We start from the raw sequence: 18,778 nt of genomic DNA on the forward strand, positions 1-18,778 counted from the left end.
TCTGTCGCCTGCCTGTCGCGGCTCAATAAACTTCCGGGCTGTGCGGCGGGCGCGTCTTGAAGCGCTTGTGCACCCACAGGTATTGCTCGGGCGCTTCGCGCACCATCTGCTCGATGCTCGCATTCACGCGCGCGGTGTCGAACGCGGCGTCACCGCTGGGAAAGTCCTGCAGCGGCGCACCCAGGCGCAATGCATAGCCGCGGCCGTCGGGCAGGCGGCGATGGAAGAACGGAACGACCAGCGCACCGGACAGGCGCGCCAGGTGATGCGTCGCGGTGATGGTCGCCGCCGGCACGCCGAAGAACGGCACGAAGACATTGTCCTTGCTGCGCATGTCCTGGTCGGGCGCGTACCACAGCGTGCCGCCGCTGCGCAGGTACTTCACCGTGCCGCGGATGTCGTCCTTGTCGAACATGGCGGCGGCGTAGTCCAGGCGCGCGCGCAGCACGGCCCATTCGAACACCGCCGAATCCATGCGCCGGTACATGCCGGCGATGCGGATATGCCGCGATACCAGCCGCGCGCACAGCTCCAGATGCGAGAAATGCCCGCCGACCAGCAGCACGCCCTTGCCCTGCGCCCGCGCGGCTTCGAGATGCTCCAGGCCTTCCAGCGTCACCGGCACGCGCTCGATCGCGCGCTCGGTGCCCATCCAGCCCAGCGCGAACTCCATCATCATCAGGCCGATGTCGCGCAGGTGCGCGTCCACCAGGGCGGCCCGCTCCGCCGCGGACAGCTCCGGAAAGCACAGCGCGATGTTCACTTCGGCGATGTGCCGGCGGCGCGAGGGGAAATGCTGGATCAGCACGCCCAGCCCGCGGCCCACGGCCATGAGCGCGCGGCGCGGCAGGCGCGCGACCAGTTTCAGGATGCCCACGCCCAGCCACGCCGGCCATTGGACCGGGGAAAGCAGCTTGGCTTGGAAGGAGGGACGAGGTGCACCGGGCATGAGGGCCGCGATTGTAGCAAGAGCGGGGGCCGCGGCCGGGTGTTTGCCTGCCCCGCGCGGAGGCACTGGCTATACTGCCGCGCCTGCCCTTTCGAGCCCCGCCGTTGCGCTATCTCTACACCCTCGCGATGTACCTGGTGACGCCGATCATCGTGATGCGGCTGCTGGCGCGCGGCGTGCGCTACCGCGACTACCACCGGCGCTGGCGCGAGCGCTTCGGCTTCTACCGCGGCCCGACCCTGCGCGGCAGCATCTGGGTGCATGCGGTGTCGGTGGGCGAGGTGAATGCGGCCGAGCCCCTGATCAAGTCGCTGCGCGAGGCCTACGTCAATGCGCCGCTGGTGGTGACCACGGTGACGCCGACCGGCTCCGAGCGCGTGCGCCAGCTGTTCGGCGACAGCGTGTACCACGTGTACCTGCCGTACGACCTGCCGTTCGCGGTGTCGCGCTTCATGCAGCGGGTGCGGCCGCGGCTGGCGATCATCGTGGAGACCGAAATCTGGCCGAACCTCTACTTCGCCTGCAAGAAGCGCGGCATTCCGCTGATGATCGTCAATGCGCGCCTGTCCGAGCGCTCGCTGCGCGGCTACCGCCCGCTGCAGGGGCTGGTGCGCTCGGCGCTGAGCTGCGTGCGGCAGATCGCGGCGCAGTCGCGCACCGACGCGGCGCGCTACCGGCTGCTGGGGGTGGAGCCGGCGCGCATCGTGGTCAGCGGCAATCTGAAATTCGACATGCCGGTGCCGTATGCCGCGGTGCAGGCCGGCGAGGAGCTGCGCCGGCAATGGGGCCATCTGCGGCCGGTGTGGATCGCCGGCAGCACGCACGAGGGCGAGGAGCTGCCCGTGCTGGAAGCGCACCTGCAGGTGCTCAAGCGCTTGCCGGACGCCTTGCTGCTGATCGCGCCGCGCCATCCGGAGCGTTTCAAGCTGGTGGAAAGCGCGGTGCGCAGCCTGGGTTTCAGCATGGCCACGCGCAGCGCCGACCGCGTGCCGACCGCCGCGCACCAGGTGTTCGTGATCGACGCCATGGGTGAGCTGATGCAGTTCTACGCCGCGGCGGACCTCGCCTTCGTCGGCGGCAGCCTGGTGCCGATCGGCGGGCACAACGTGCTGGAGCCGGCGGCGCTGTCGCGGCCGGTGCTGGTGGGGCCGCACACCTTCAATTTCGAGGAAATCACCCTGACCCTGATCGGCGAAGGCGCCGCGGTGCGCCTCAACGACGCCAGCGAGCTGGGCACCGCCGTGCTGCAGCTGCTGCGCGACGCGGAGCGGCGCAAGAGCATGGGCCTGCATGCGCAGGTGGTGTTCGACCGCGAGCGCGGCGCGGTGCAGCGGGTGATGGAGCTGATCGACAAGCAGCTGCAGGAATGAGCGGCTCGTTCAGGGCATGAAAAAAGGCCGGGCAATGCCCGGCCTTTTCGTTTGCGCGTGCTGAACCTGCTTACTGCAGCAGCGCGTTGACCGCTTCCAGGTCGGGCATGTCGATGGTGCCCGCCGACTGCTTCAGCTGCAGCTTGTTGAGGATGAAGGCGTGGCGCGCCTGCGAGTAGCTGCTCTGCGCCTGGGTCAGGGTCTGAATCGCGTTGAGCACGTTCAGCATGGTCTGGGTGCCCACGTCGAAGCCGGCGCGGGTGGCTTCCAGCGCCTTCTGGCCGGATTCGACCGAAGCGCGATTTGCCTGCACCTGCAGGATGCCGGCGCCGACCGAGCGGTAGTAGTTGAGCGTGTCGCGCGAGACCTGGCGGCGGGTGGATTCCAGCGAATCCTGCGCCGCGTCGCGGTTGTAGATCGACTGGCGCACGCGCGACTGGGTGCCGAAGCCTTCGAAGATCGGCACCGACAGGGTCAGGCCGGCGGTGGTGCCCCAGCGGCCGTTGCCGGGGGTGACCAGGCCGCCGTTCTCGGCCCAGGCATTGGTCTGGCCGCGGGTGACCGTGGCGTTGATGGTCGGCAGGTGGCCGGCGCGCGCCGTGTCGATGCTGTGCTCGGCCGCTTCCACGCTGTACTGCTGCGAGAGCACATTCGGGTTGTGCTTGAGCGCCTCTTCCACCCAGGTGTTCGGGTCGGCCGGCGAAGGCGCGTCCATCGGCAGGTCGTCGCGCAGCTTCTTCAGCTCGGTGACCGGCTGGCCGGTGATCTGGCGCAGCGCTTCCTTGGCGTCGTTGAGCGAATTCTCGGCGGAGATGGTCTGCGCCTTGGCCAGCTCGTAGTACGACTTGGCCTGGTACACGTCGGTGATCGCGGCCAGGCCGACCTTGAAGCGCTGGTCCGCCTGCTCGTAGGCCTGGCGGTAGGCTTCTTCGTTGGCCTTGTTGAAGGTCAGCGTGTCCTGCGCGGTGAGCACGCCGAAGTAGGCCTGCGTGACGCGCACGTACAGGTTCTGCAGCGCGGCCTGGTAGAGCTGTTCCTGCGCGTCGGACTGCGAGCGGGCGGTTTTCAGGCCCGTCCACTTGCTGATGTCCAGCACGCTCTGGCTCAGGGTGGCGTTCTCGGTGCGCGAGCGCGAATGGCCGCCGGCGGAGTCCTGGCTGTTGTTGCCGCTGTACTGGTTGAAGGTCAACCCCGCGCTCAGCTGCGGCAGCATCAGTGCGCGCGCCTGCGTGATGCCCTCGCCGGTGGCCTGGCGGTTGGCGTCGGACTGCGCCAGCACCGGATCGTTAGCGCGGGCTTCTCGGTATGCATCCAGCAAATCCTCGCTGTGGCCGGACAACGGAAGCGCCGTCAGGGCCAGGGCAAGGGTCAGAAGCTTCAAACGCATGGGTTGCCTCTTGGGGAATGGGAAATCGGGTCAGGTCAGAAAACGAATTTGCGCGGCGGCTCGGCGTGCACCAGGTAGGGCAGGTCGGTCTCGAGGATGCTCTCCTCGCGATAGCGGCCTTCGCCCTCGTGGGTCAGCAGCACCATCTGCTGCACCGGCGACTCGCCGCGCACCGCCAGCAGGCGGCCGCCCGGCTTGAGCCAGCCGAGGAAACGCTGGGGAATTTCATACACGGCGCCGGTGACCACCACCGCATCGAACTGGCCGGCAGGCTGCCAGGCCTTGACCGCCTCGCCCGTGGCGAGCGTCACGTTGTCGATGCCCGCCTGCGCGATGCGCTGCGCCGCGGCGGCGATGAAGTCGGCATGGATGTCGACGCTGGTGACATGGCCGGACAGGCTCGCCATGCAGGCGGTGAGGAAGCCCGAGCCCGTGCCGATTTCCAGCACGTGTTCCGCTTCCTTCAGCTCCAGCGCCTGCAGCACGCGGCCTTCCAGCACCGGCTTGAGCATGCTCTCGCCATGGCCGATCGGCAGGCCGACGTCGGCATAGGCCAGCGCACGATGCTCCGGGGCGACGAACTGGTCGCGGTGCAGGCGGCCGAGCACGTCGAGCACGCGCGCGTCCAGCACCTCCCAGGGGCGCACCTGGTTTTCCACCATGTTCTGCCGCGCCTGTTCGAAGTTCATCGCCATGGTCAGCCTACGTCCCGTGCAAAGTCGAAAAAAGGTCAGAAAGGATAAGCGCTTAGACCAGTCCCGACAATGTTCAAAAGCCTGGAGCTTGCCTGCTTCCCCACGAAGTGCCGGAAGTCACCGCGACGAGCTGACGGAAGTCATGCGCAGCGCGGTGTCCGCGGACACTCAAGCCGTCAGGCGACGGTTATCCGCCCGCTTGGCGGCGATGTCCATCGGCAGGCGTGCGAACGCATCTTCGGTTGCTTGTCCGAGCGCCGCATCCAGCAGCCGGATGCGCGGCAGCAGGGCCGGCTGCCGGCGGCTTTCCGCCGCGACCGCCAGCCAGGCCAGCCAGCGCGCGATGCGGTGGCGCTCGGGCGCATTCAGCGCGGCCAGCGCCACGCGCACGGCGAAAGCGCGGCGGCGGGCAAGCGCCTGGCCATGCTCCAGCCACGCGGCAAGCATGCGCTGGGCATGGCGATAAGGGCCGCTGAGAGTGAGTTCTGCGATAGTAGAGGTCATGGGTCGGCCGTTCAGGACGGCGGTGGAAAATAAGTAAACCGGCGCGTATACTAAACCCCGGTTATCCCTTTGTGAAGGTGTAGAACGGCATGAACACGATCGCGCAAACCAAGCCCCAGGGTCCTGGCCGCCCTAAGGACATGGAGAAGCGCGCCGCGATCCTGGAGGCCGCCAAGGGCCTGTTCGTGCGCAACGCCTTCGCCGGCACCAGCATGGACGCCGTGGCCGCCGAGGCGGGCGTGTCCAAGCTCACCGTCTACAGCCACTTCGGCGACAAGGACAACCTGTTCCGCGAGGTGATCCGCGCGCACATCCAGGACCTGCTGCCGGAAGACACCTACCTGTACGACCCGGCCACGGAGATCAGCGACCTGCTCATGCGCGTCGCCATGACCCACGCCCACATCGACTGCGACCCGAAGAACGTCGGCACCTTCCGCGCCATCCTCAGCGACTGCCGCCAGGGCAATCCGCGCTACGGCAAGCTGCTGTGGGAAGAAGGCCCCACCCGCACGCACAAGCTGATGGAACGCCTGCTGGAACAGGCGGTTGACGACGGCAAGCTGGAGATCGAGAACGTCGCCCAGGCCAGCGTGCAGTTCCTGGCCCTGATCAAGGGCGACCTCGTGCTGCGCCGCATGTTCGGCTGCGACGGCTGCCAGGACGCCTTCGCCAGCGAGGTGGAATCGAACGCCCGCGCCGGCGTGTCCACCTTCCTGCGCGCCTACCTGCCGCGCTGAATCCCCCTCTTCACGCCGCGTACTCGCCCGTATCCGGCGATTCGTGCTTGAATATCAGCCTTCTGGAAGCGGGGGTGCCGACCACGGTCGGCTGAGAGAGTCCCTTCGAACCTGATCCGGTTAGCACCGGTGTAGGGAGCTTCGCCGCACGATCCCAAGCCTGCTGAACCCAGGCAGTTCGTGCCTCCGGCGCCGCCGCTTCGTGTTTCCCCGCCTCACGAAGGACGCCACGCCGATGAATGCCCAGCCCAACGATCTCGCGCGCGCCGCGCAGGAACTCTCCGAGGCCGTTACCCGGCCGATCCCCGGTTCGCGGAAGATCCACGTGCAGGGCAGCCGCCCCGACCTCCGCGTGCCGCTGCGCGAAATCTGCCAGGCCAGGACGCCCACCCTGTTCGGCGGCGAAGACAACCCGCCCGTCACCGTCTACGACACCTCCGGCCCGTACACCGACCCGAGCTACCAGGTCGACCTGGCCGCCGGCCTGCCCACCCTGCGCGCGGCCTGGATCGAAGAGCGCGGCGACGTCGAGCGCCTCACCGGCCTCAGCTCCGACTTCGGCCGCCAGCGCGCCGCCGACGCCAAGCTGGACCCGATCCGCTTCCGCCATCACCTGCGCCAGCCGCTGCGCGCCAAGGCCGGCGCCAACGTCACGCAGATGCACTACGCGCGCCAGGGCATCGTCACGCCGGAGATGGAATACATCGCCATCCGCGAGAACCAGAAGCTCGAGGCGCTGGCCGAGAGCGCGCTGCGCAACCAGCATCCGGGCCAGTCCTTCGGCGCCTCGCTGCCGCGCCTGATCACGCCGGAATTCGTGCGCGACGAAGTGGCCCGCGGCCGGGCGATCATCCCCGCCAACATCAACCATCCGGAAAGCGAGCCGATGATCATCGGCCGCAATTTCCTTACCAAGATCAACGCCAACATCGGCAACAGCGCCGTGTCCTCCGGCATCGCCGAGGAAGTGGAGAAGCTGGTGTGGTCGATCCGCTGGGGCGGCGACACGGTGATGGACCTGAGCACCGGCAAGAACATCCACGAAACCCGCGAGTGGATCATCCGCAACTCGCCGGTGCCGATCGGCACCGTGCCGATCTACCAGGCGCTGGAGAAAGTGGGCGGCGTGGCCGAGGAACTCACCTGGGAGCTGTTCCGCGACACCCTCGTCGAACAGGCCGAACAAGGCGTGGACTACTTCACCATCCACGCCGGCGTGCTGCTGCGCTTCGTGCCGCTCACGGCCCGGCGCGTCACCGGCATCGTCTCGCGCGGCGGCTCGATCATGGCCAAGTGGTGCCTGGCCCATCACCGTGAGAATTTCCTCTATACGCACTTCGAGGAAATCTGCGAAATCATGAAGGCGTACGACGTGTCCTTCAGCCTCGGCGACGGCCTGCGCCCGGGCTGCGTGGCCGACGCCAACGATGCCGCCCAGTTCGGCGAGCTGGACACCCTGGGCGAGCTCACCCAGATCGCCTGGAAGCACGACGTGCAGACCATGATCGAAGGCCCCGGCCACGTGCCGATGCAGCTGATCAAGGAAAACATGGAGCGCCAGCTGGAGAAGTGCCACGAGGCGCCGTTCTACACCCTGGGGCCGCTGACCACCGACATCGCGCCGGGCTACGACCACATCACCTCGGCCATCGGCGCGGCGATGATCGGCTGGTTCGGCACCGCCATGCTCTGCTACGTCACGCCGAAGGAACACCTCGGCCTGCCGAACAAGCAGGACGTGCGCGACGGCATCATCGCCTACAAGATCGCCGCGCACGCGGCGGATCTCGCCAAGGGCCACCCCGGCGCGCAGGTGCGCGACAACGCGCTGTCCAAGGCGCGCTTCGAGTTCCGCTGGGACGACCAGTTCAACCTGGGTCTCGATCCGGAAAAGGCCAAGGAATTCCACGACGAGACGCTGCCCAAGGACGCGCACAAGTCCGCGCACTTCTGCTCGATGTGCGGGCCGAAATTCTGCTCGATGAAGATCACCCAGGACGTGCGCGACTACGCCGCCGAGCACGGCGTCGACGAGACCGCCGCGCTGGACGAGGGCATGGCGGAGAAGGCCGCCGAGTTCCGCGAGCAGGGTTCGGAGGTCTACCACCGCGCCTGAGCCGCGAGGCGCTGGCCCGGCCGAAGCCGCGCGTCCCTGCGACGCGCGGCTTTTTTCTGAAGCGCCGCGCTGTCTCGCCGCGTCATCCCGCGCTACCTTTAGCGCGTTCATGCCCCGACCGGAGCCCGAGGAAATCCACCGATGCAAGCGACGGACCCGACCGCCAGGCCGAACCACGCCGTCTTGCGCGTGGCCTTGGTCGCGCTGGCCCTGCCCCTGCTGATCGCCTGCATCGCGCTGTGGTGGTGGGACCGCGAGCCGAACCTGGTCAACCCATCGACGCCGCCGCGCACCGAACAGGTGGCGATGAAGCGGCCGATGACCCCGGGAGCCGCCACCACCATCAGCGTGATACGCGCGGTGCAGGGCCTGGCCGGCCGGCATGCGCATCCGCTGCGCGGCCACCATCATCCACAGGGCGCGGACATGCAGGACACGCCCGGCTGGGAGCGCGGTTCGCTGATGGCCTCGCGCGATCTGCTGCACGCCCTGCGCGAAGACTTCGCGCGGCCGCAGGCGCCGCTGATGGAAGACAAGGACCTGGCCGCCGCCGACGCGCTGCTCGCCAGCCGTCCCGGCCACCTGCCGCTGCGCAGCGCCGAAAGCCAGTACCGCAAGGTGGCCGACCATCTGCTCGATTATCTCGACCGCCTGACCGACGACGACCCGGACAACGCGCATTTCTATCTCAGCGCCGCCGCGCTGGCCGACTACCTGGAAGTGGTCAGCGACCGCCTCGACACGCTGCAGGAGCGCCTGGCCGCCGGCATGATCCCGCCGCATCCCGGCGAATTCACGCCGCCGCGCTGGCCCATCGTCGCCTCCGCCCTGGCCATGCGCCGCGGCGGCCTGCCGTGGCGCCATGCCGACGAGACCTTGTACGAAGCGCGCGGCTACACCACCACCCTGCTGACGCAGATGAAGGCGTTCCAGCACGACTTCGGCCCCACCCTGAAGAGCGAGCAGGCGAAGCAAGACCTGCGCGAAGCCATTCACGAGCTGGAAGCGCTGCAGTCCGGCCCCGCCAATCCGCTGGCGCTGGACGGTGCGCCGATGGTGCGCCTGCCCGAGCACGCGCTGGCGCTGGCCGACGCGGTCGAACGCATCGACGATGCGGTGTTCGATCTGTGCGAAGAGCTGCGTAAAGCCCCGAATCCGGCGTAGGCGTAGGTTGGGGTGAGCGCAGCGAACCCCAACAAACCTGCAGGTGTCCGCGCCGTTGGGGTTCGCCTTTGGCTCACCCCAACCTACGCCGGTGTCATTGCCTCGGCGACGTAATCCAGAAAGCAGCGGATGCGCGATGCCAATTGCGTATTGCGGTAGTACACCGCGTTGATCGGCTGGCGCACGTCCAGCGTGTCGCGCGCCAGCACCTGCACCAGCCGTCCCTCGGCCTGGTCCTGCGCGGTGAGGTAGTCGGCCAGGCAGGCGATGCCGTCGCCGGCCAGCGCGAGCTGGCGCAGCGTTTCGCCGCTGGAGGCGAGCAGGGTGGGCGCGATGCGCAGGCTGTCGCCCTGGGCGTGTCGCAGCGGCCAGTCGTTCAAGGTTTCGGTAAAGGTGAAGCCCAGCAGGCTGTGGCGCGACAGATCGCGCACATGGCGCGGCTGGCCGCGCTGCTTCAAATAAGCCGGGCTGGCCAGGATGCGCAGGCGGCTCAGGCCCAGCGGCCGCGCATGCAGGGTGGAATCGCGCAGCGCGCCGATGCGGATCGCCACGTCGGTGCGCTGTTCCAGCAGGTCGATGATCTGGTCGCTGGTGTTGAGTTCCAGCTCGATCTCCGGAAAGCGCGCGCGGAAGCCGCCGACCAGCGGCACGATCACGTGCAGCATGAAGGGCGAGGCCGCGTTGACGCGCAGGCGTCCGGCCGGCTTCTGCCGGCGCGCGGTCATCTCGTCTTCGGCGTCTTCCACCGCGGCCACGATCTGCCGCGCGCGGTCCAGAAAGAAGCGGCCTTCCTCGGTCAGCTCCAGCCGCCGCGTGGTGCGGCGGAGCAGGGTGGTGTCCAGCTTGCCCTCCAGCCGGCTCAGCGAGCGGCTGATGCCGGAGACGGTCTGGCCCAGCTGCTCGGCCGCGGCGGTGATGGAGCCGGTGTCCACCACGGTCGCAAAGGTCTGCAACTCGTCCAAGCTGGTCTTCATTATTGCTTCCTGGGCAAGACTCTTTCGCTGTTTAGCAGGTTTTTCTGAAAGAGTCGCGTGCCGAAACTAGGCGCATCCTTTCAAAGATCCGGAGCGCAACCATGCCGCTTGCCCTGCTGGCGCTGACCATCAGCGCCTTCGCCATCGGCACGACGGAGTTCGTCATCGTCGGCCTCATCCCCACCATCGCGGGCGACCTCGGCGTCGGCCTGCCGTCCGCCGGGCTGCTGGTCAGCCTGTACGCGCTGGGCGTCGCGCTCGGCGCGCCGCTGCTTACCGCGCTCACCGGCCGCGTGCCGCGCAAGGCGCTGCTGCTGTCGCTGATGGTGCTGTTCACCATCGGCAACCTGCTGGCGTGGCAGGCGCCGGGCTACGAGGCGCTGGTGATCGCGCGCGTGCTCACCGGCCTGGCCCATGGCGTGTTCTTCTCGATCGGCTCGACCATCGCCACCAGCCTGGTGCCGAAGGAAAAGGCCGCCAGCGCCATCGCCATCATGTTCACCGGCCTGACCGTGGCGCTGGTGACCGGCGTGCCGCTGGGCACCTTCATCGGCCAGCACCTGGGCTGGCAGTCCACCTTCCTGGCGGTGTCGGCGCTGGGCGTGATCGCCTTTCTCGGCAGCCTGGCCTTCGTGCCGCGCGATATCCCGCACCAGGCGCCGGCCTCGCTGCTGCAACAGGCCGCCGTGCTGCGCCAGCCGCGGCTGCTGCTGGTGTATGCGATGACCGCGGTGGGCTATGGCGGCTCCTTCGTCGCCTTCACCTTTCTCTCGCCGATCCTGCAGAACGTCACCGGTTTCAGCGAAGGCGCGGTGAGCCTGGTGCTGCTGGTCTACGGTGTGTCGGTGGCGGTGGGCAATCTGTGGGGCGGCAGGCTGGCCGACCGGCGCGGCCCGATCGGCGCGCTGAAAGTGATCTTCCTCGGCCTGGCCGCCGTGCTCGGCGTGCTCACCTTCACCGCGCACGTGCCGTGGCTGGCGCTGCTCACGGTGCTGGCCTGGGGCGCGGTGGCGTTCGGCAATGTGCCGGGCCTGCAGGTGTACGTGGTGCAGCAGGCGGAGCGTTATGCGCCGCAGGCGGTGGACGTGGCCTCGGGCCTGAACATCGCCGCGTTCAATCTCGGCATCGCCGGCGGCGCCTGGGGCGGCGGCTTGATCGTCGCCCACGTCGGCCTCATCCACACCGCGTGGATCGGCGCGCTGGTGGTATTGGGCGCGCTGGCGCTCACCGCCTGGAGCGGACGCCTGGACCGCCGCGACCCGCAGTTCGCCGCCATCGCAAGCCGCGCTTCGGCCTACGCGGGCGGCCATTGATTTCCTTTCCCTGTTACGGAGTCTCCCCATGAGCATCCCCGCCTTTGGCCTCGGCACGTTCCGCCTCAAGGGCCAGACCGTCATCGACTCGGTGCGCGACGCGCTCGATGTCGGCTACCGCGCCATCGACACCGCGCAGATCTACGACAACGAGGCCGATATCGGCCAGGCGCTGGCCGACAGCCGGCTGCCGCGCAGCGAGCTGTTCATCACCACCAAGATCTGGACCGATAACCTCGCGCCCGGGCGCCTGATCCCCAGCCTGCGCGAAAGCCTGCAGCGCCTGCGCACGGATCACGTCGAGCTCACCCTGATCCACTGGCCTTCGCCCAAGGGTGCGGTGCCGTTGAACGAATCGCTGGATGCGCTGCGCGAAGCGCAGGCGGCGGGGCTGACGAAGCAGTTCGGCGTGTCCAACTTCACCGTCGACCTGCTGCGCCAGAGCATCGATCTGGCTGGCGCCGCGAACATCGCCACCAATCAGGTGGAAATCCATCCTTATCTGCAGAACCGCAAGCTGGCGGAATTCGCCAAGGCGCAGGGTGTCCATCTCACGTCGTACATGACGCTGGCCTACGGCAAGGTGCTGCAGGATCCGGTGATCGTGGATATCGCCAGGCGCCATGGCGCCACGCCGGCGCAGGTGGCCTTGGCCTGGGCGCTGCGGCTGGGATATTCGGTGATTCCGTCGTCGACCAAGCGGGCGAACCTCGCCAGTAATCTCGAAGCGGAAAAGCTGAAGCTGGACGATGAGGATATGGCGCGCATTGCGACGCTGGATCGCGGTGAGCGTCTTGCCAATCCTGCCAGTTTGGCGCCAGCCTGGGATTGAAGCGAGCTTGAGCCCCTCTCCCATCGGGAGAGGGGTTGGGGTGAGGGTATGGGCGGAGCGCAAGAATGATGTGCATCGCTCCGGCCGAACCCTCATCCGGCTGCCGCCACCTTCTCCCGAAGGGAGAAGGGTTCAAGCTTGAGGAACTGAGTCCAGTTACTGCACCACCACCCGCGGCGACAGCAGCGCTTCCTGCCCGATCCTCCGCAGAAAATCCACGCGGATCCGATCCGCCACCGCCGCCACCACGGCCGCGCCGTCATCCGCCGGATCCACATGCACGCGGAACGGACGCTTGCCGAACGGCAGGTTGACGATGTCGACCATCGCATCCGCCACCGTAGCCACATCCGCATCCGCCGGTTCGCACGCGGCCAGGCCATGCAGGATTTCCTCTTCGAAACCCTTGTACGGACCTTCCGTGTATTGCGCCGCGCGCGCCTTGTCCGCCGGCGTGCCGGAATGCGCGAAGTGGTTGGTGCCCTTGGTGAACGCGCCCGGCACCATGATCGAGGTCTCGATGCCCCAGCGCGCCAGTTCGCCCGCATAGCTCACCGCTACCGAATCCATCGCCGCCTTGGCGGCGAAGTAGGGCGCGAGATACGGCGGCGTGCCGCCGCGCGTGCTGCTGCTGGACACCCACAGCAGCAAGCCCCGGCCCTGCCTGCGCAGCTGCGGCAGCGCGGCGCGGTTGACCCGCTGCGTGCCCAGCACGTTCACGTCGTAGAGCTGGGCGAACTGTTCCGGCGTAAAGGCTTCGGCGGGGCCGAACACCATATGGCCGGCGTTGTGCACCACCACGTCGAGGCGGCCGTGCGCGGTCACGATGTGCGCGATGGCGGCGTCGGCGGAGTCCTGCGACTGCACGTCCAGCTCGACCGTGCGCAAGTCCACGCCATGCTCTTTCGCATAAGTCTTTACGGCTTCCACCTGCGCTGCATTGCGCCCTTGCGTATCGCGCATGCTGGCGTAGACGGTATGGCCGGCGCGGGCCATGGCGCGGGCGGCGAGGGCGCCGAAACCGCTGGAGGCGCCGGTGATCAGGATGATCTGCTGCATGGGGTTTGTCCTCGAATCGGGCTGTGGGGGTTTCAGACCATGCCGCCATTCACGCGCAGCACCTGCGCGTTGACCCAGGCGCCATCGGGGCCGGCCAGGAAGGCCACGGCGCGGGCGATGTCGTCCGGCGTGCCCAGGCGCTCCATCGGCGCGAGGTTGGCGATCTGGGCGATCTGCTGTTCGCTCTTGCCCTGGTAGAACAGCTCGGTGCCGACCGGGCCCGGGGCGATGGCATTCACCGCGACGTTGCGGCCGCGCAGCTCGTTGGCCAGCACGTGCACCAGCCCTTCCACGCCCGCCTTGGAGGCGATGTAGGGGCCGTAGGTGGGGAAGGCCTTGCCGATCACGCTGGTGGACAGCGCAATGATCCGGCCGCCCGGCGGCACCCGTTGCGCCGCCTCGCCCAGCACCACGAAGGCGCCGCGCAGGTTGGTGCGGATCAGGCGGTCGAACTGCGCCAGGTCGCCGCCGGCGATCGGCAAGTTGCTCATGATGCCGGCGCTGTGCACCACCACGTCGACCGCGCCGGTGAGCTGGGCGGCGGCGTCGAAGACGCGGCGCATGTCTTCCGGCTCGGCCACGTCGCCCTGCATGGCGGCGGCGCGGCCGCCGGCCTGTTCGATCTCCTTCACCACCTTGCCGGCGGTGGCCGGGTTGCCGGCGAAATGCACGGCGACGGCAAAGCCGTCCGCGGCGAGGCGCAAGGCGATCGCGCGGCCGATGCCGCCCGAGGCGCCGGTGACCAGGGCTGTCTTCTGCTGCTGACTCATGGGGATGCTCTCCGAGGGTGATGGGTGGCCCGGGACCGGGCCTTGGGTTGGTGTGGGAGCATTCTTTTGTTTTATCTGGAGCGGATAAATCGCCTGAAACTGGCATATCTATTCATCTCTATTGAATAATCGGCCCCATGGACCGCCTGGACGCCATGCGCCTGTTCACCCGCATCGTCGAGCTCGGCAGCTTTTCCCGCGCCGCCGACGAGCGCGGCCTGCCGCGCGCCACGGCCACCTACGCCATCAAGGACATGGAAGCCCGCCTCGGCACCCGCCTGCTGGAACGCACCACCCGCCAGGTGCGCCCCACCCTGGACGGGCAGGCCTATTACGAGCGCTGCGTGCACCTGCTGGCGGAACTGGAAGACGCCGAAGCCGCGCTGGGCCACACCGCCGCCAACCCGCGCGGCACCCTGCGGCTGGACCTGCACGGCGCGCACGCCACGCATATCGTGCTGCCGCGGATCAACGAATTCCGCCAGCGCTATCCGCACGTGGAGCTGAAGATCAGCAGCGGCGACCGCCTGGTCGACCTGGTGCGCGAAGGCATCGACTGCGTGATCCGCGCCGGCACGCCGAAGGATTCCAGCCTGGTCGCGCGGCGGCTGGCGGTGATGCCGGAAGCGATCTGCGCGAGCCCGGACTATCTGGCGCGGCATGGCGTGCCGGCAAATCCGGAAGACCTGCTGCGCCATCAGGCCGTGGGTTTCTTCGCCAGCGGGCGTGAGCACACGTATCCGTTCGAGCTGCTGGTGGACGGGCAACTGCGCGAGTACGAGCTGGCCGGGTGGCTGTCGGTCAACGATGCTTCGAGCTATCTGGTCGCCGCACAGCAAGGCTGCGGCCTGATCCAGCTGCCGCGCTATCGCGTGCAGGAGCACCTGGATGACGGCAGCCTGGTCGAGGTGCTTTCCGGCTGGCGCTCGCCCGGCTTGCCGGTGTCGGCGATGTATCCGTACCACCGCCAGCTGTCGCCGCGCGTGCGCGTGTTCGTCGATTGGGCGGCGACGCTGTATCGCGAGAAGTTCGGGGAGATGGGCTGATGCCGGCGGGGCTGCGGGAGTGGATCGCATACGCCGAAGGCGAAGTTTCCTTGCGCGAGCCGATGCGTTTGCGCGAACGGCTCGACGTGCTGGATCGCCTGGAGCTGCATGCGGAAAGCAGCGGCGACGCGGAACTGCTCATGCGCGCCGAGGCGTTGCGCGCAAACTTCGAAGAGATCAACCGCGGCCTCTATGCCGCGCTTCGCCAGGACATCCGCGACGGAAAGAACGCGCTGGCGCCGTGGATCGATGCGCTGGAAGTCGCGCCCGAGGGCGATGGCTACGACGATCGTGACGATCTGGTCAGCGGCGTGCTGGGGCTCGACGAGCCGGACGACGTCGCGCCATTGCCGCCGGAAATGGTGTTCTACCAACCCACGCCGGCGCGGCATATCTTCGAACTGATTCGCCGCGCGGGGCTGAGCGAGCACGAGGTGGTGATGGACCTGGGTTCCGGCCTGGGCATCGTACCCATGCTGGTCGCCATGACCACCGCGGCACGCGCTATCGGCGTCGAGCGCGAGCAAGCGTACGTGGATGCGGCGCAGCGGTGTGCGCAGAGCCTCGGTGTTGGACGTGTTGCGTTCGAGTGCGGCGATGCGCGCGAAGCGGATTTCTCGAAAGCGACGCTGTTCTATCTGTACACGCCGTTTACTGGCGAGGTGATGCGTAGCGTGCTGGGTGCGATCAGGCGTGAAGCGGCGCACCGCCCCGTGCGCGTCGCGAGCTTTGGTCCATGCACCAAGGTGATTGCAGCCGAATCGTGGCTGCGCGCGGACGGCAAGGTCAGCACCGAAAGCCTCGCACTGTTCCAGTCGGCCTGAGCACCACCACGCCGTCATTCCGGCGCAGGCCGGAATCCAGTGGCGTCACAGCTCGGTTGTCGCGAAATCGCGGAAGGTTCTGACCCAGCGGCGGCGCGATAACCGAACGCCGCCGCTACTGGATTCCGGCCTGCGCCGGAATGACGGTGTAGGAAGTGCCGCGGCACCGCCCGGCCGTTGCCTATGTGCCAGAAGTACCAAGGCAGGCGGCAGCGTCAGCGCATACCATCCTCGCACTCCAGGGAACTCACGGTACTTGCCATGAAGCGTCCGCTGTCCGCCTTGCTCGCCATGCTGATACCGGTCTGCGCCGCGGCAAAAGAAGCACCATCGACGGTGCACCCATGGACTCCCGCCGGCGTCTCCAGCGACCTGTTCGAATCCCACCCCGCCTTCGACCCGCGCACCGGCGATCTCTACTTCGTGCGCAGTTCCAAGGAATTCAAAGGCTGGCGCATCCTCACCTCGCATTGCGATGGCAGGCAATGGTCGACGCCGGTGGATGCGCCGTTCGCGGCGCCGGGTGCGGAAGCCGATCCTTGGTTTACGCCGGATGGGCGCAGCATTTACTTCATCTCGACCCGCGCCACCGGACGCCAGAACAGCAAGGACCTGGATATCTGGCGCGCCGACCGCAACGCCGACGGCAGCTGGCAGAAGCCGGTGCGTTTGCCGGAACCGGTGAATTCCGGCGAGGCCGAGTGGTTCCCGCGCATGGCGCCGGATGGCTGGCTCTATTTCGGTTCGAACCGCGCCGGCGGACTGGGCAAGAACGATATCTGGCGCGCGAAGGAAACCAGCCCCGGCCAGTGGACGGTGGAGAACGCCGGCCCCGCCATCAACACCGCGGGCGACGAATACGAGCCGCTGCCGTCGCCGGACGGCAAGCGCCTGATCGTGATGGCCGACGGCGGCTTGTACCAGTCGCACTGGGATGGCCACCGGTGGACGAAGAAGGAAAAGCTCGGCCCCGAGGTGAACGTCAACGGCAGCGAGATCGGCGCGGCGTTCTCGCCCAGCGGCAAGTCGCTGCTGTTCGCGCGCGACACGGGCGAGCCGGAGTCGGGCGAGTTCTTCGTGTGGCAGCCGCAGGGGGCAGAAGCCTGGCCGCCGATGTGCGGCCAGGCGAAGACTTCCGGCGCGGCGCGCCGGAAGTAAGCCTCAGGGCGTAGCGGGGCGGCGGCCCAGCGTCTGGCTGGTGACGTGGGTTTCGCGCAGGCGCCGTGCATGCGCCGCCAGCAGGTCGCCGCGGGTGATGATGCCGACCATGCGGTGGCCGCCATCCGCGCCCAGCACGATCAGGCGGCCCACATTCGCCTCGACCATGTGGTCGGCGGCTTCGCGCAGGCTGTGGTCCTCGCGCACCACCAGCGCGGGGCGCTTCACCAGCTCGCCCACCGTGCGGTCGCCGGCGATCTGCCGGTCGAGCAGGTCGCGGCGCGTGACCACGCCGCGCAGCGCGCCGTTGGCATCCACGACCGGGAAGCCCTGGTGCTGCGCCTGGACACCGCCGATCTCCAGCCATGCGCGCGTCGCCTCCAGCGTCTGCTCCGCCGGCAGCATCACCACCTCGCGCGAGCAGGCGTCGCGCACCAGGATGCGGTCGAGGTAATCGGCCGCGTAGTCGGCCGGCACGCGCACGCCGCGGCGCGCGATCTTCTCGGTCATGATGGTGTTGCGCATCAGCAGGCCGGAGATCAGATACGCGGCGGCGCAGCCGATCAGCAGCGGCAGCAGGCCGTGCGGTTCCTGCGTGGTCTCGAACGCGAACACCACCGAAGTGAGGAAGGCGCGCGAAGCGCCGGCGAAGATCGCCGCCATGCACACCAGCGCGGCCATGCGCGGATCCACGTGCAGCCAGGGCAGATAGGTGACGGCCAGCGTGCCGAACACGCCGCCGAGCGCACCGCCGATGGTGAACAGCGGCGCCAGCGTGCCGCCGGAGGTACCGCTGCCCAGCGAGATCGACCACGACACGAACTTGAGCAGGCATAGCGCCAGCATCGCGCCCAGGCCGAGCTGGCCGCCGAGCACCGCGCTGATATTGGTGTAGCCCACGCCCAGCGTGGTGGGCAGGACATAGCCGACGATGCCGGTGACCACGGCGCCGAGTGCCGGCCACCACATCCAGTGGATCGGCAGCTTCTCGAAGCCGTCCTCGATCGCATAGACCACGCGCGTGATGCCGACACTGAGTGCGCCGATGATCAGCCCCAGCACCAGATAGGCCAGCAGCGCCCGCATATCGGGCGCGGCCAGCGCGGGCATGGCGAACATCGCCTCGCTGCCTTCCAGCGCGAAGCGCACGCCGGTGCCCACCGCGGCGCCGAGCGCCACCGGAATCAGCGAGCGCGCGCGGCGTTCGAACAACAGCAGCTCCAGCGCCAGCAGCACCGCCGATACCGGCGCATTGAACACCGCCGCCATGCCGGCGGCCGCGCCCGCGGCAAGCAGGGTCTTGCGCTCTTCCGCGGTGACATGCAGCAGCTGGCCGACCAGGGAACCCAGCGCGCCGCCGGTGGCGATGATCGGGCCTTCCGCGCCGAACGGGCCGCCGGTGCCGATGGCGATGGCGGAGGACACGGGCTTGAGCCAGGTGATGCGCGGCGGAATGCGGCTCTCGTTGAGCAGCACCTGTTCCATCGCCTCGGGAATGCCGTGGCCGCGGATGGCGCGAGAACCGAAGCGCGCCATCACGCCCACGATCAGGCCGCCGATCACCGGAATGGCGATGACCCACAGGCCGAGATGGTTATCCGCGGGGCTGGAGAACTCGAAGCTCCAGCGGCCGTAGAAGGCGAGATTGGTGACCAGCCCGATCAGCCCGGTGAGCGCGCGCGCCACCAGGGCGACGAGCGCGCCCAGCAGCATGGCCAGCGCACCGATCCACACCACGCGGGTGCTGAGCGGCCGGAACCGGCGCGGCATATGGGCATCGGCGAGCGACGGGTCCAGCGAAGGGGCGAGCGGAAGCGCCGCACGCGAGTGCGGTTCTTGAGGCGTATACATGGGAAGGAACCCTGAGGAAGGCATGC

17 protein-coding genes and 1 riboswitch are annotated in these 18,778 nt (G+C 68.2%); of the genes, 9 read left to right on the plus strand and 8 right to left on the minus strand.

The window, feature by feature from the left end; translation table 11 throughout:
- Positions 1-22 precede the first annotated feature (22 nt).
- Positions 23-949 (minus strand): LpxL/LpxP family Kdo(2)-lipid IV(A) lauroyl/palmitoleoyl acyltransferase, encoded by a 927-nt coding sequence (gene lpxL / locus FHW85_RS18010; RefSeq protein WP_168649170.1) that lies wholly within the window; start codon positions 947-949, stop codon positions 23-25.
- A gap of 104 nt (positions 950-1,053) precedes the next feature.
- Between lpxL and waaA the strand changes: the two genes are divergently transcribed.
- Positions 1,054-2,319, plus strand: a complete 1,266-nt coding sequence (waaA, locus tag FHW85_RS18015) for a lipid IV(A) 3-deoxy-D-manno-octulosonic acid transferase (RefSeq protein WP_167255297.1) — start codon at positions 1,054-1,056, stop codon at positions 2,317-2,319.
- Between the two features lie 70 nt (positions 2,320-2,389).
- Here the strand turns inward: waaA and FHW85_RS18020 are convergent, their stop codons facing one another.
- The 3 genes from FHW85_RS18020 to FHW85_RS18030 form a co-directional block, all read right to left on the minus strand.
- A complete protein-coding gene (locus FHW85_RS18020) occupies positions 2,390-3,706 on the minus strand; it encodes a TolC family outer membrane protein (protein ID WP_168649171.1) in 1,317 nt (438 codons plus the stop codon).
- A 35-nt stretch (positions 3,707-3,741) separates the two neighbouring features.
- Positions 3,742-4,401, minus strand: a complete 660-nt coding sequence (locus FHW85_RS18025; protein WP_168649172.1) for a protein-L-isoaspartate O-methyltransferase — start codon at positions 4,399-4,401, stop codon at positions 3,742-3,744.
- Positions 4,402-4,569: 168 nt separating this feature from the next.
- Positions 4,570-4,905, minus strand: coding sequence for a hypothetical protein (locus FHW85_RS18030; protein WP_168649173.1), 336 nt, complete (start codon positions 4,903-4,905; stop codon positions 4,570-4,572).
- Positions 4,906-4,994: 89 nt separating this feature from the next.
- On the opposite strand from FHW85_RS18030, the gene FHW85_RS18035 reads away from it, so the two are divergent.
- From FHW85_RS18035 to FHW85_RS18045, 3 genes are all read left to right on the plus strand, one after another.
- A complete protein-coding gene (locus FHW85_RS18035) occupies positions 4,995-5,645 on the plus strand; it encodes a TetR/AcrR family transcriptional regulator (protein ID WP_167255305.1) in 651 nt (216 codons plus the stop codon).
- A gap of 60 nt (positions 5,646-5,705) precedes the next feature.
- Positions 5,706-5,800, plus strand: a riboswitch (TPP riboswitch).
- Between the two features lie 80 nt (positions 5,801-5,880).
- Entirely contained in the window at positions 5,881-7,761 is a 1,881-nt protein-coding gene (thiC, locus tag FHW85_RS18040; RefSeq protein WP_167255307.1) for a phosphomethylpyrimidine synthase ThiC, read from the plus strand.
- 141 nt (positions 7,762-7,902) lie between these two features.
- Positions 7,903-8,925 carry a DUF2333 family protein gene (locus FHW85_RS18045; RefSeq protein WP_167255309.1) on the plus strand — a complete coding sequence of 341 codons (1,023 nt, stop codon included), beginning with the start codon at positions 7,903-7,905 and terminating at the stop codon, positions 8,923-8,925.
- An 83-nt stretch (positions 8,926-9,008) separates the two neighbouring features.
- Here FHW85_RS18045 and FHW85_RS18050 read toward each other — a convergent pair whose 3' ends face one another.
- On the minus strand, positions 9,009-9,899 hold the full coding sequence (locus FHW85_RS18050; protein ID WP_167255311.1) for a LysR family transcriptional regulator: 891 nt from the start codon (positions 9,897-9,899) through the stop codon (positions 9,009-9,011).
- Between the two features lie 101 nt (positions 9,900-10,000).
- Between FHW85_RS18050 and FHW85_RS18055 the strand changes: the two genes are divergently transcribed.
- Both FHW85_RS18055 and dkgB read left to right on the plus strand, forming a co-directional pair.
- Positions 10,001-11,212: an MFS transporter gene (locus FHW85_RS18055; protein ID WP_167255312.1), complete on the plus strand. Its 1,212-nt coding sequence runs from the start codon at positions 10,001-10,003 to the stop codon at positions 11,210-11,212.
- Between the two features lie 28 nt (positions 11,213-11,240).
- Complete coding sequence (gene dkgB / locus FHW85_RS18060; protein ID WP_168649174.1) at positions 11,241-12,044, plus strand: 2,5-didehydrogluconate reductase DkgB; 804 nt, start codon at positions 11,241-11,243, stop codon at positions 12,042-12,044.
- A 156-nt stretch (positions 12,045-12,200) separates the two neighbouring features.
- Here the strand turns inward: dkgB and FHW85_RS18065 are convergent, their stop codons facing one another.
- A complete protein-coding gene (locus FHW85_RS18065) occupies positions 12,201-13,103 on the minus strand; it encodes an SDR family oxidoreductase (protein ID WP_168649175.1) in 903 nt (300 codons plus the stop codon).
- A 32-nt stretch (positions 13,104-13,135) separates the two neighbouring features.
- Positions 13,136-13,873, minus strand: coding sequence for an SDR family oxidoreductase (locus tag FHW85_RS18070; protein WP_168649176.1), 738 nt, complete (start codon positions 13,871-13,873; stop codon positions 13,136-13,138).
- Between the two features lie 137 nt (positions 13,874-14,010).
- Between FHW85_RS18070 and FHW85_RS18075 the strand changes: the two genes are divergently transcribed.
- The 3 genes from FHW85_RS18075 to FHW85_RS18085 all read left to right on the plus strand — a co-directional run bounded on the left by FHW85_RS18075 (position 14,011) and on the right by FHW85_RS18085 (position 16,901).
- The gene (locus FHW85_RS18075; protein ID WP_168649177.1) at positions 14,011-14,919 is read left to right on the plus strand and encodes a LysR family transcriptional regulator; all 909 of its coding nucleotides are present in this window, start codon (positions 14,011-14,013) and stop codon (positions 14,917-14,919) included.
- A complete protein-coding gene (locus FHW85_RS18080) occupies positions 14,919-15,743 on the plus strand; it encodes a hypothetical protein (protein WP_168649178.1) in 825 nt (274 codons plus the stop codon). Before FHW85_RS18075 ends, FHW85_RS18080 begins: the two co-directional genes overlap by 1 nt.
- Before the next feature lie 261 nt (positions 15,744-16,004).
- Positions 16,005-16,901, plus strand: coding sequence for a PD40 domain-containing protein (locus FHW85_RS18085; protein WP_167255325.1), 897 nt, complete (start codon positions 16,005-16,007; stop codon positions 16,899-16,901).
- Positions 16,902-16,904: 3 nt separating this feature from the next.
- Here FHW85_RS18085 and FHW85_RS18090 read toward each other — a convergent pair whose 3' ends face one another.
- Positions 16,905-18,671, minus strand: coding sequence for a chloride channel protein (locus FHW85_RS18090; RefSeq protein ID WP_167255419.1), 1,767 nt, complete (start codon positions 18,669-18,671; stop codon positions 16,905-16,907).
- Positions 18,672-18,778 lie beyond the last annotated feature (107 nt).

Source organism: Dyella sp. SG609 (genome assembly GCF_012275375.1).
Lineage (GTDB): Bacteria > Pseudomonadota > Gammaproteobacteria > Xanthomonadales > Rhodanobacteraceae > Dyella_D > Dyella_D marensis.

What these genes read in the sequence shown, in the direction of transcription:
- lpxL (WP_168649170.1), bottom strand. Translation starts at nt 949, where the DNA reads ATGCCCGGTGCACCTCGTCCCTCCTTCCAAGCCAAGCTGCTTTCCCCG.
- FHW85_RS18020 (WP_168649171.1), bottom strand. Translation starts at nt 3,706, where the DNA reads ATGCGTTTGAAGCTTCTGACCCTTGCCCTGGCCCTGACGGCGCTTCCG.
- FHW85_RS18025 (WP_168649172.1), bottom strand. Translation starts at nt 4,401, where the DNA reads ATGGCGATGAACTTCGAACAGGCGCGGCAGAACATGGTGGAAAACCAG.
- FHW85_RS18030 (WP_168649173.1), bottom strand. Translation starts at nt 4,905, where the DNA reads ATGACCTCTACTATCGCAGAACTCACTCTCAGCGGCCCTTATCGCCAT.
- FHW85_RS18035 (WP_167255305.1), top strand. Translation starts at nt 4,995, where the DNA reads ATGAACACGATCGCGCAAACCAAGCCCCAGGGTCCTGGCCGCCCTAAG.
- thiC (WP_167255307.1), top strand. Translation starts at nt 5,881, where the DNA reads ATGAATGCCCAGCCCAACGATCTCGCGCGCGCCGCGCAGGAACTCTCC.
- FHW85_RS18045 (WP_167255309.1), top strand. Translation starts at nt 7,903, where the DNA reads ATGCAAGCGACGGACCCGACCGCCAGGCCGAACCACGCCGTCTTGCGC.
- FHW85_RS18050 (WP_167255311.1), bottom strand. Translation starts at nt 9,899, where the DNA reads ATGAAGACCAGCTTGGACGAGTTGCAGACCTTTGCGACCGTGGTGGAC.
- FHW85_RS18055 (WP_167255312.1), top strand. Translation starts at nt 10,001, where the DNA reads ATGCCGCTTGCCCTGCTGGCGCTGACCATCAGCGCCTTCGCCATCGGC.
- dkgB (WP_168649174.1), top strand. Translation starts at nt 11,241, where the DNA reads ATGAGCATCCCCGCCTTTGGCCTCGGCACGTTCCGCCTCAAGGGCCAG.
- FHW85_RS18065 (WP_168649175.1), bottom strand. Translation starts at nt 13,103, where the DNA reads ATGCAGCAGATCATCCTGATCACCGGCGCCTCCAGCGGTTTCGGCGCC.
- FHW85_RS18070 (WP_168649176.1), bottom strand. Translation starts at nt 13,873, where the DNA reads ATGAGTCAGCAGCAGAAGACAGCCCTGGTCACCGGCGCCTCGGGCGGC.
- FHW85_RS18075 (WP_168649177.1), top strand. Translation starts at nt 14,011, where the DNA reads ATGGACCGCCTGGACGCCATGCGCCTGTTCACCCGCATCGTCGAGCTC.
- FHW85_RS18080 (WP_168649178.1), top strand. Translation starts at nt 14,919, where the DNA reads ATGCCGGCGGGGCTGCGGGAGTGGATCGCATACGCCGAAGGCGAAGTT.
- FHW85_RS18085 (WP_167255325.1), top strand. Translation starts at nt 16,005, where the DNA reads ATGAAGCGTCCGCTGTCCGCCTTGCTCGCCATGCTGATACCGGTCTGC.
- FHW85_RS18090 (WP_167255419.1), bottom strand. Translation starts at nt 18,671, where the DNA reads ATGCCGCGCCGGTTCCGGCCGCTCAGCACCCGCGTGGTGTGGATCGGT.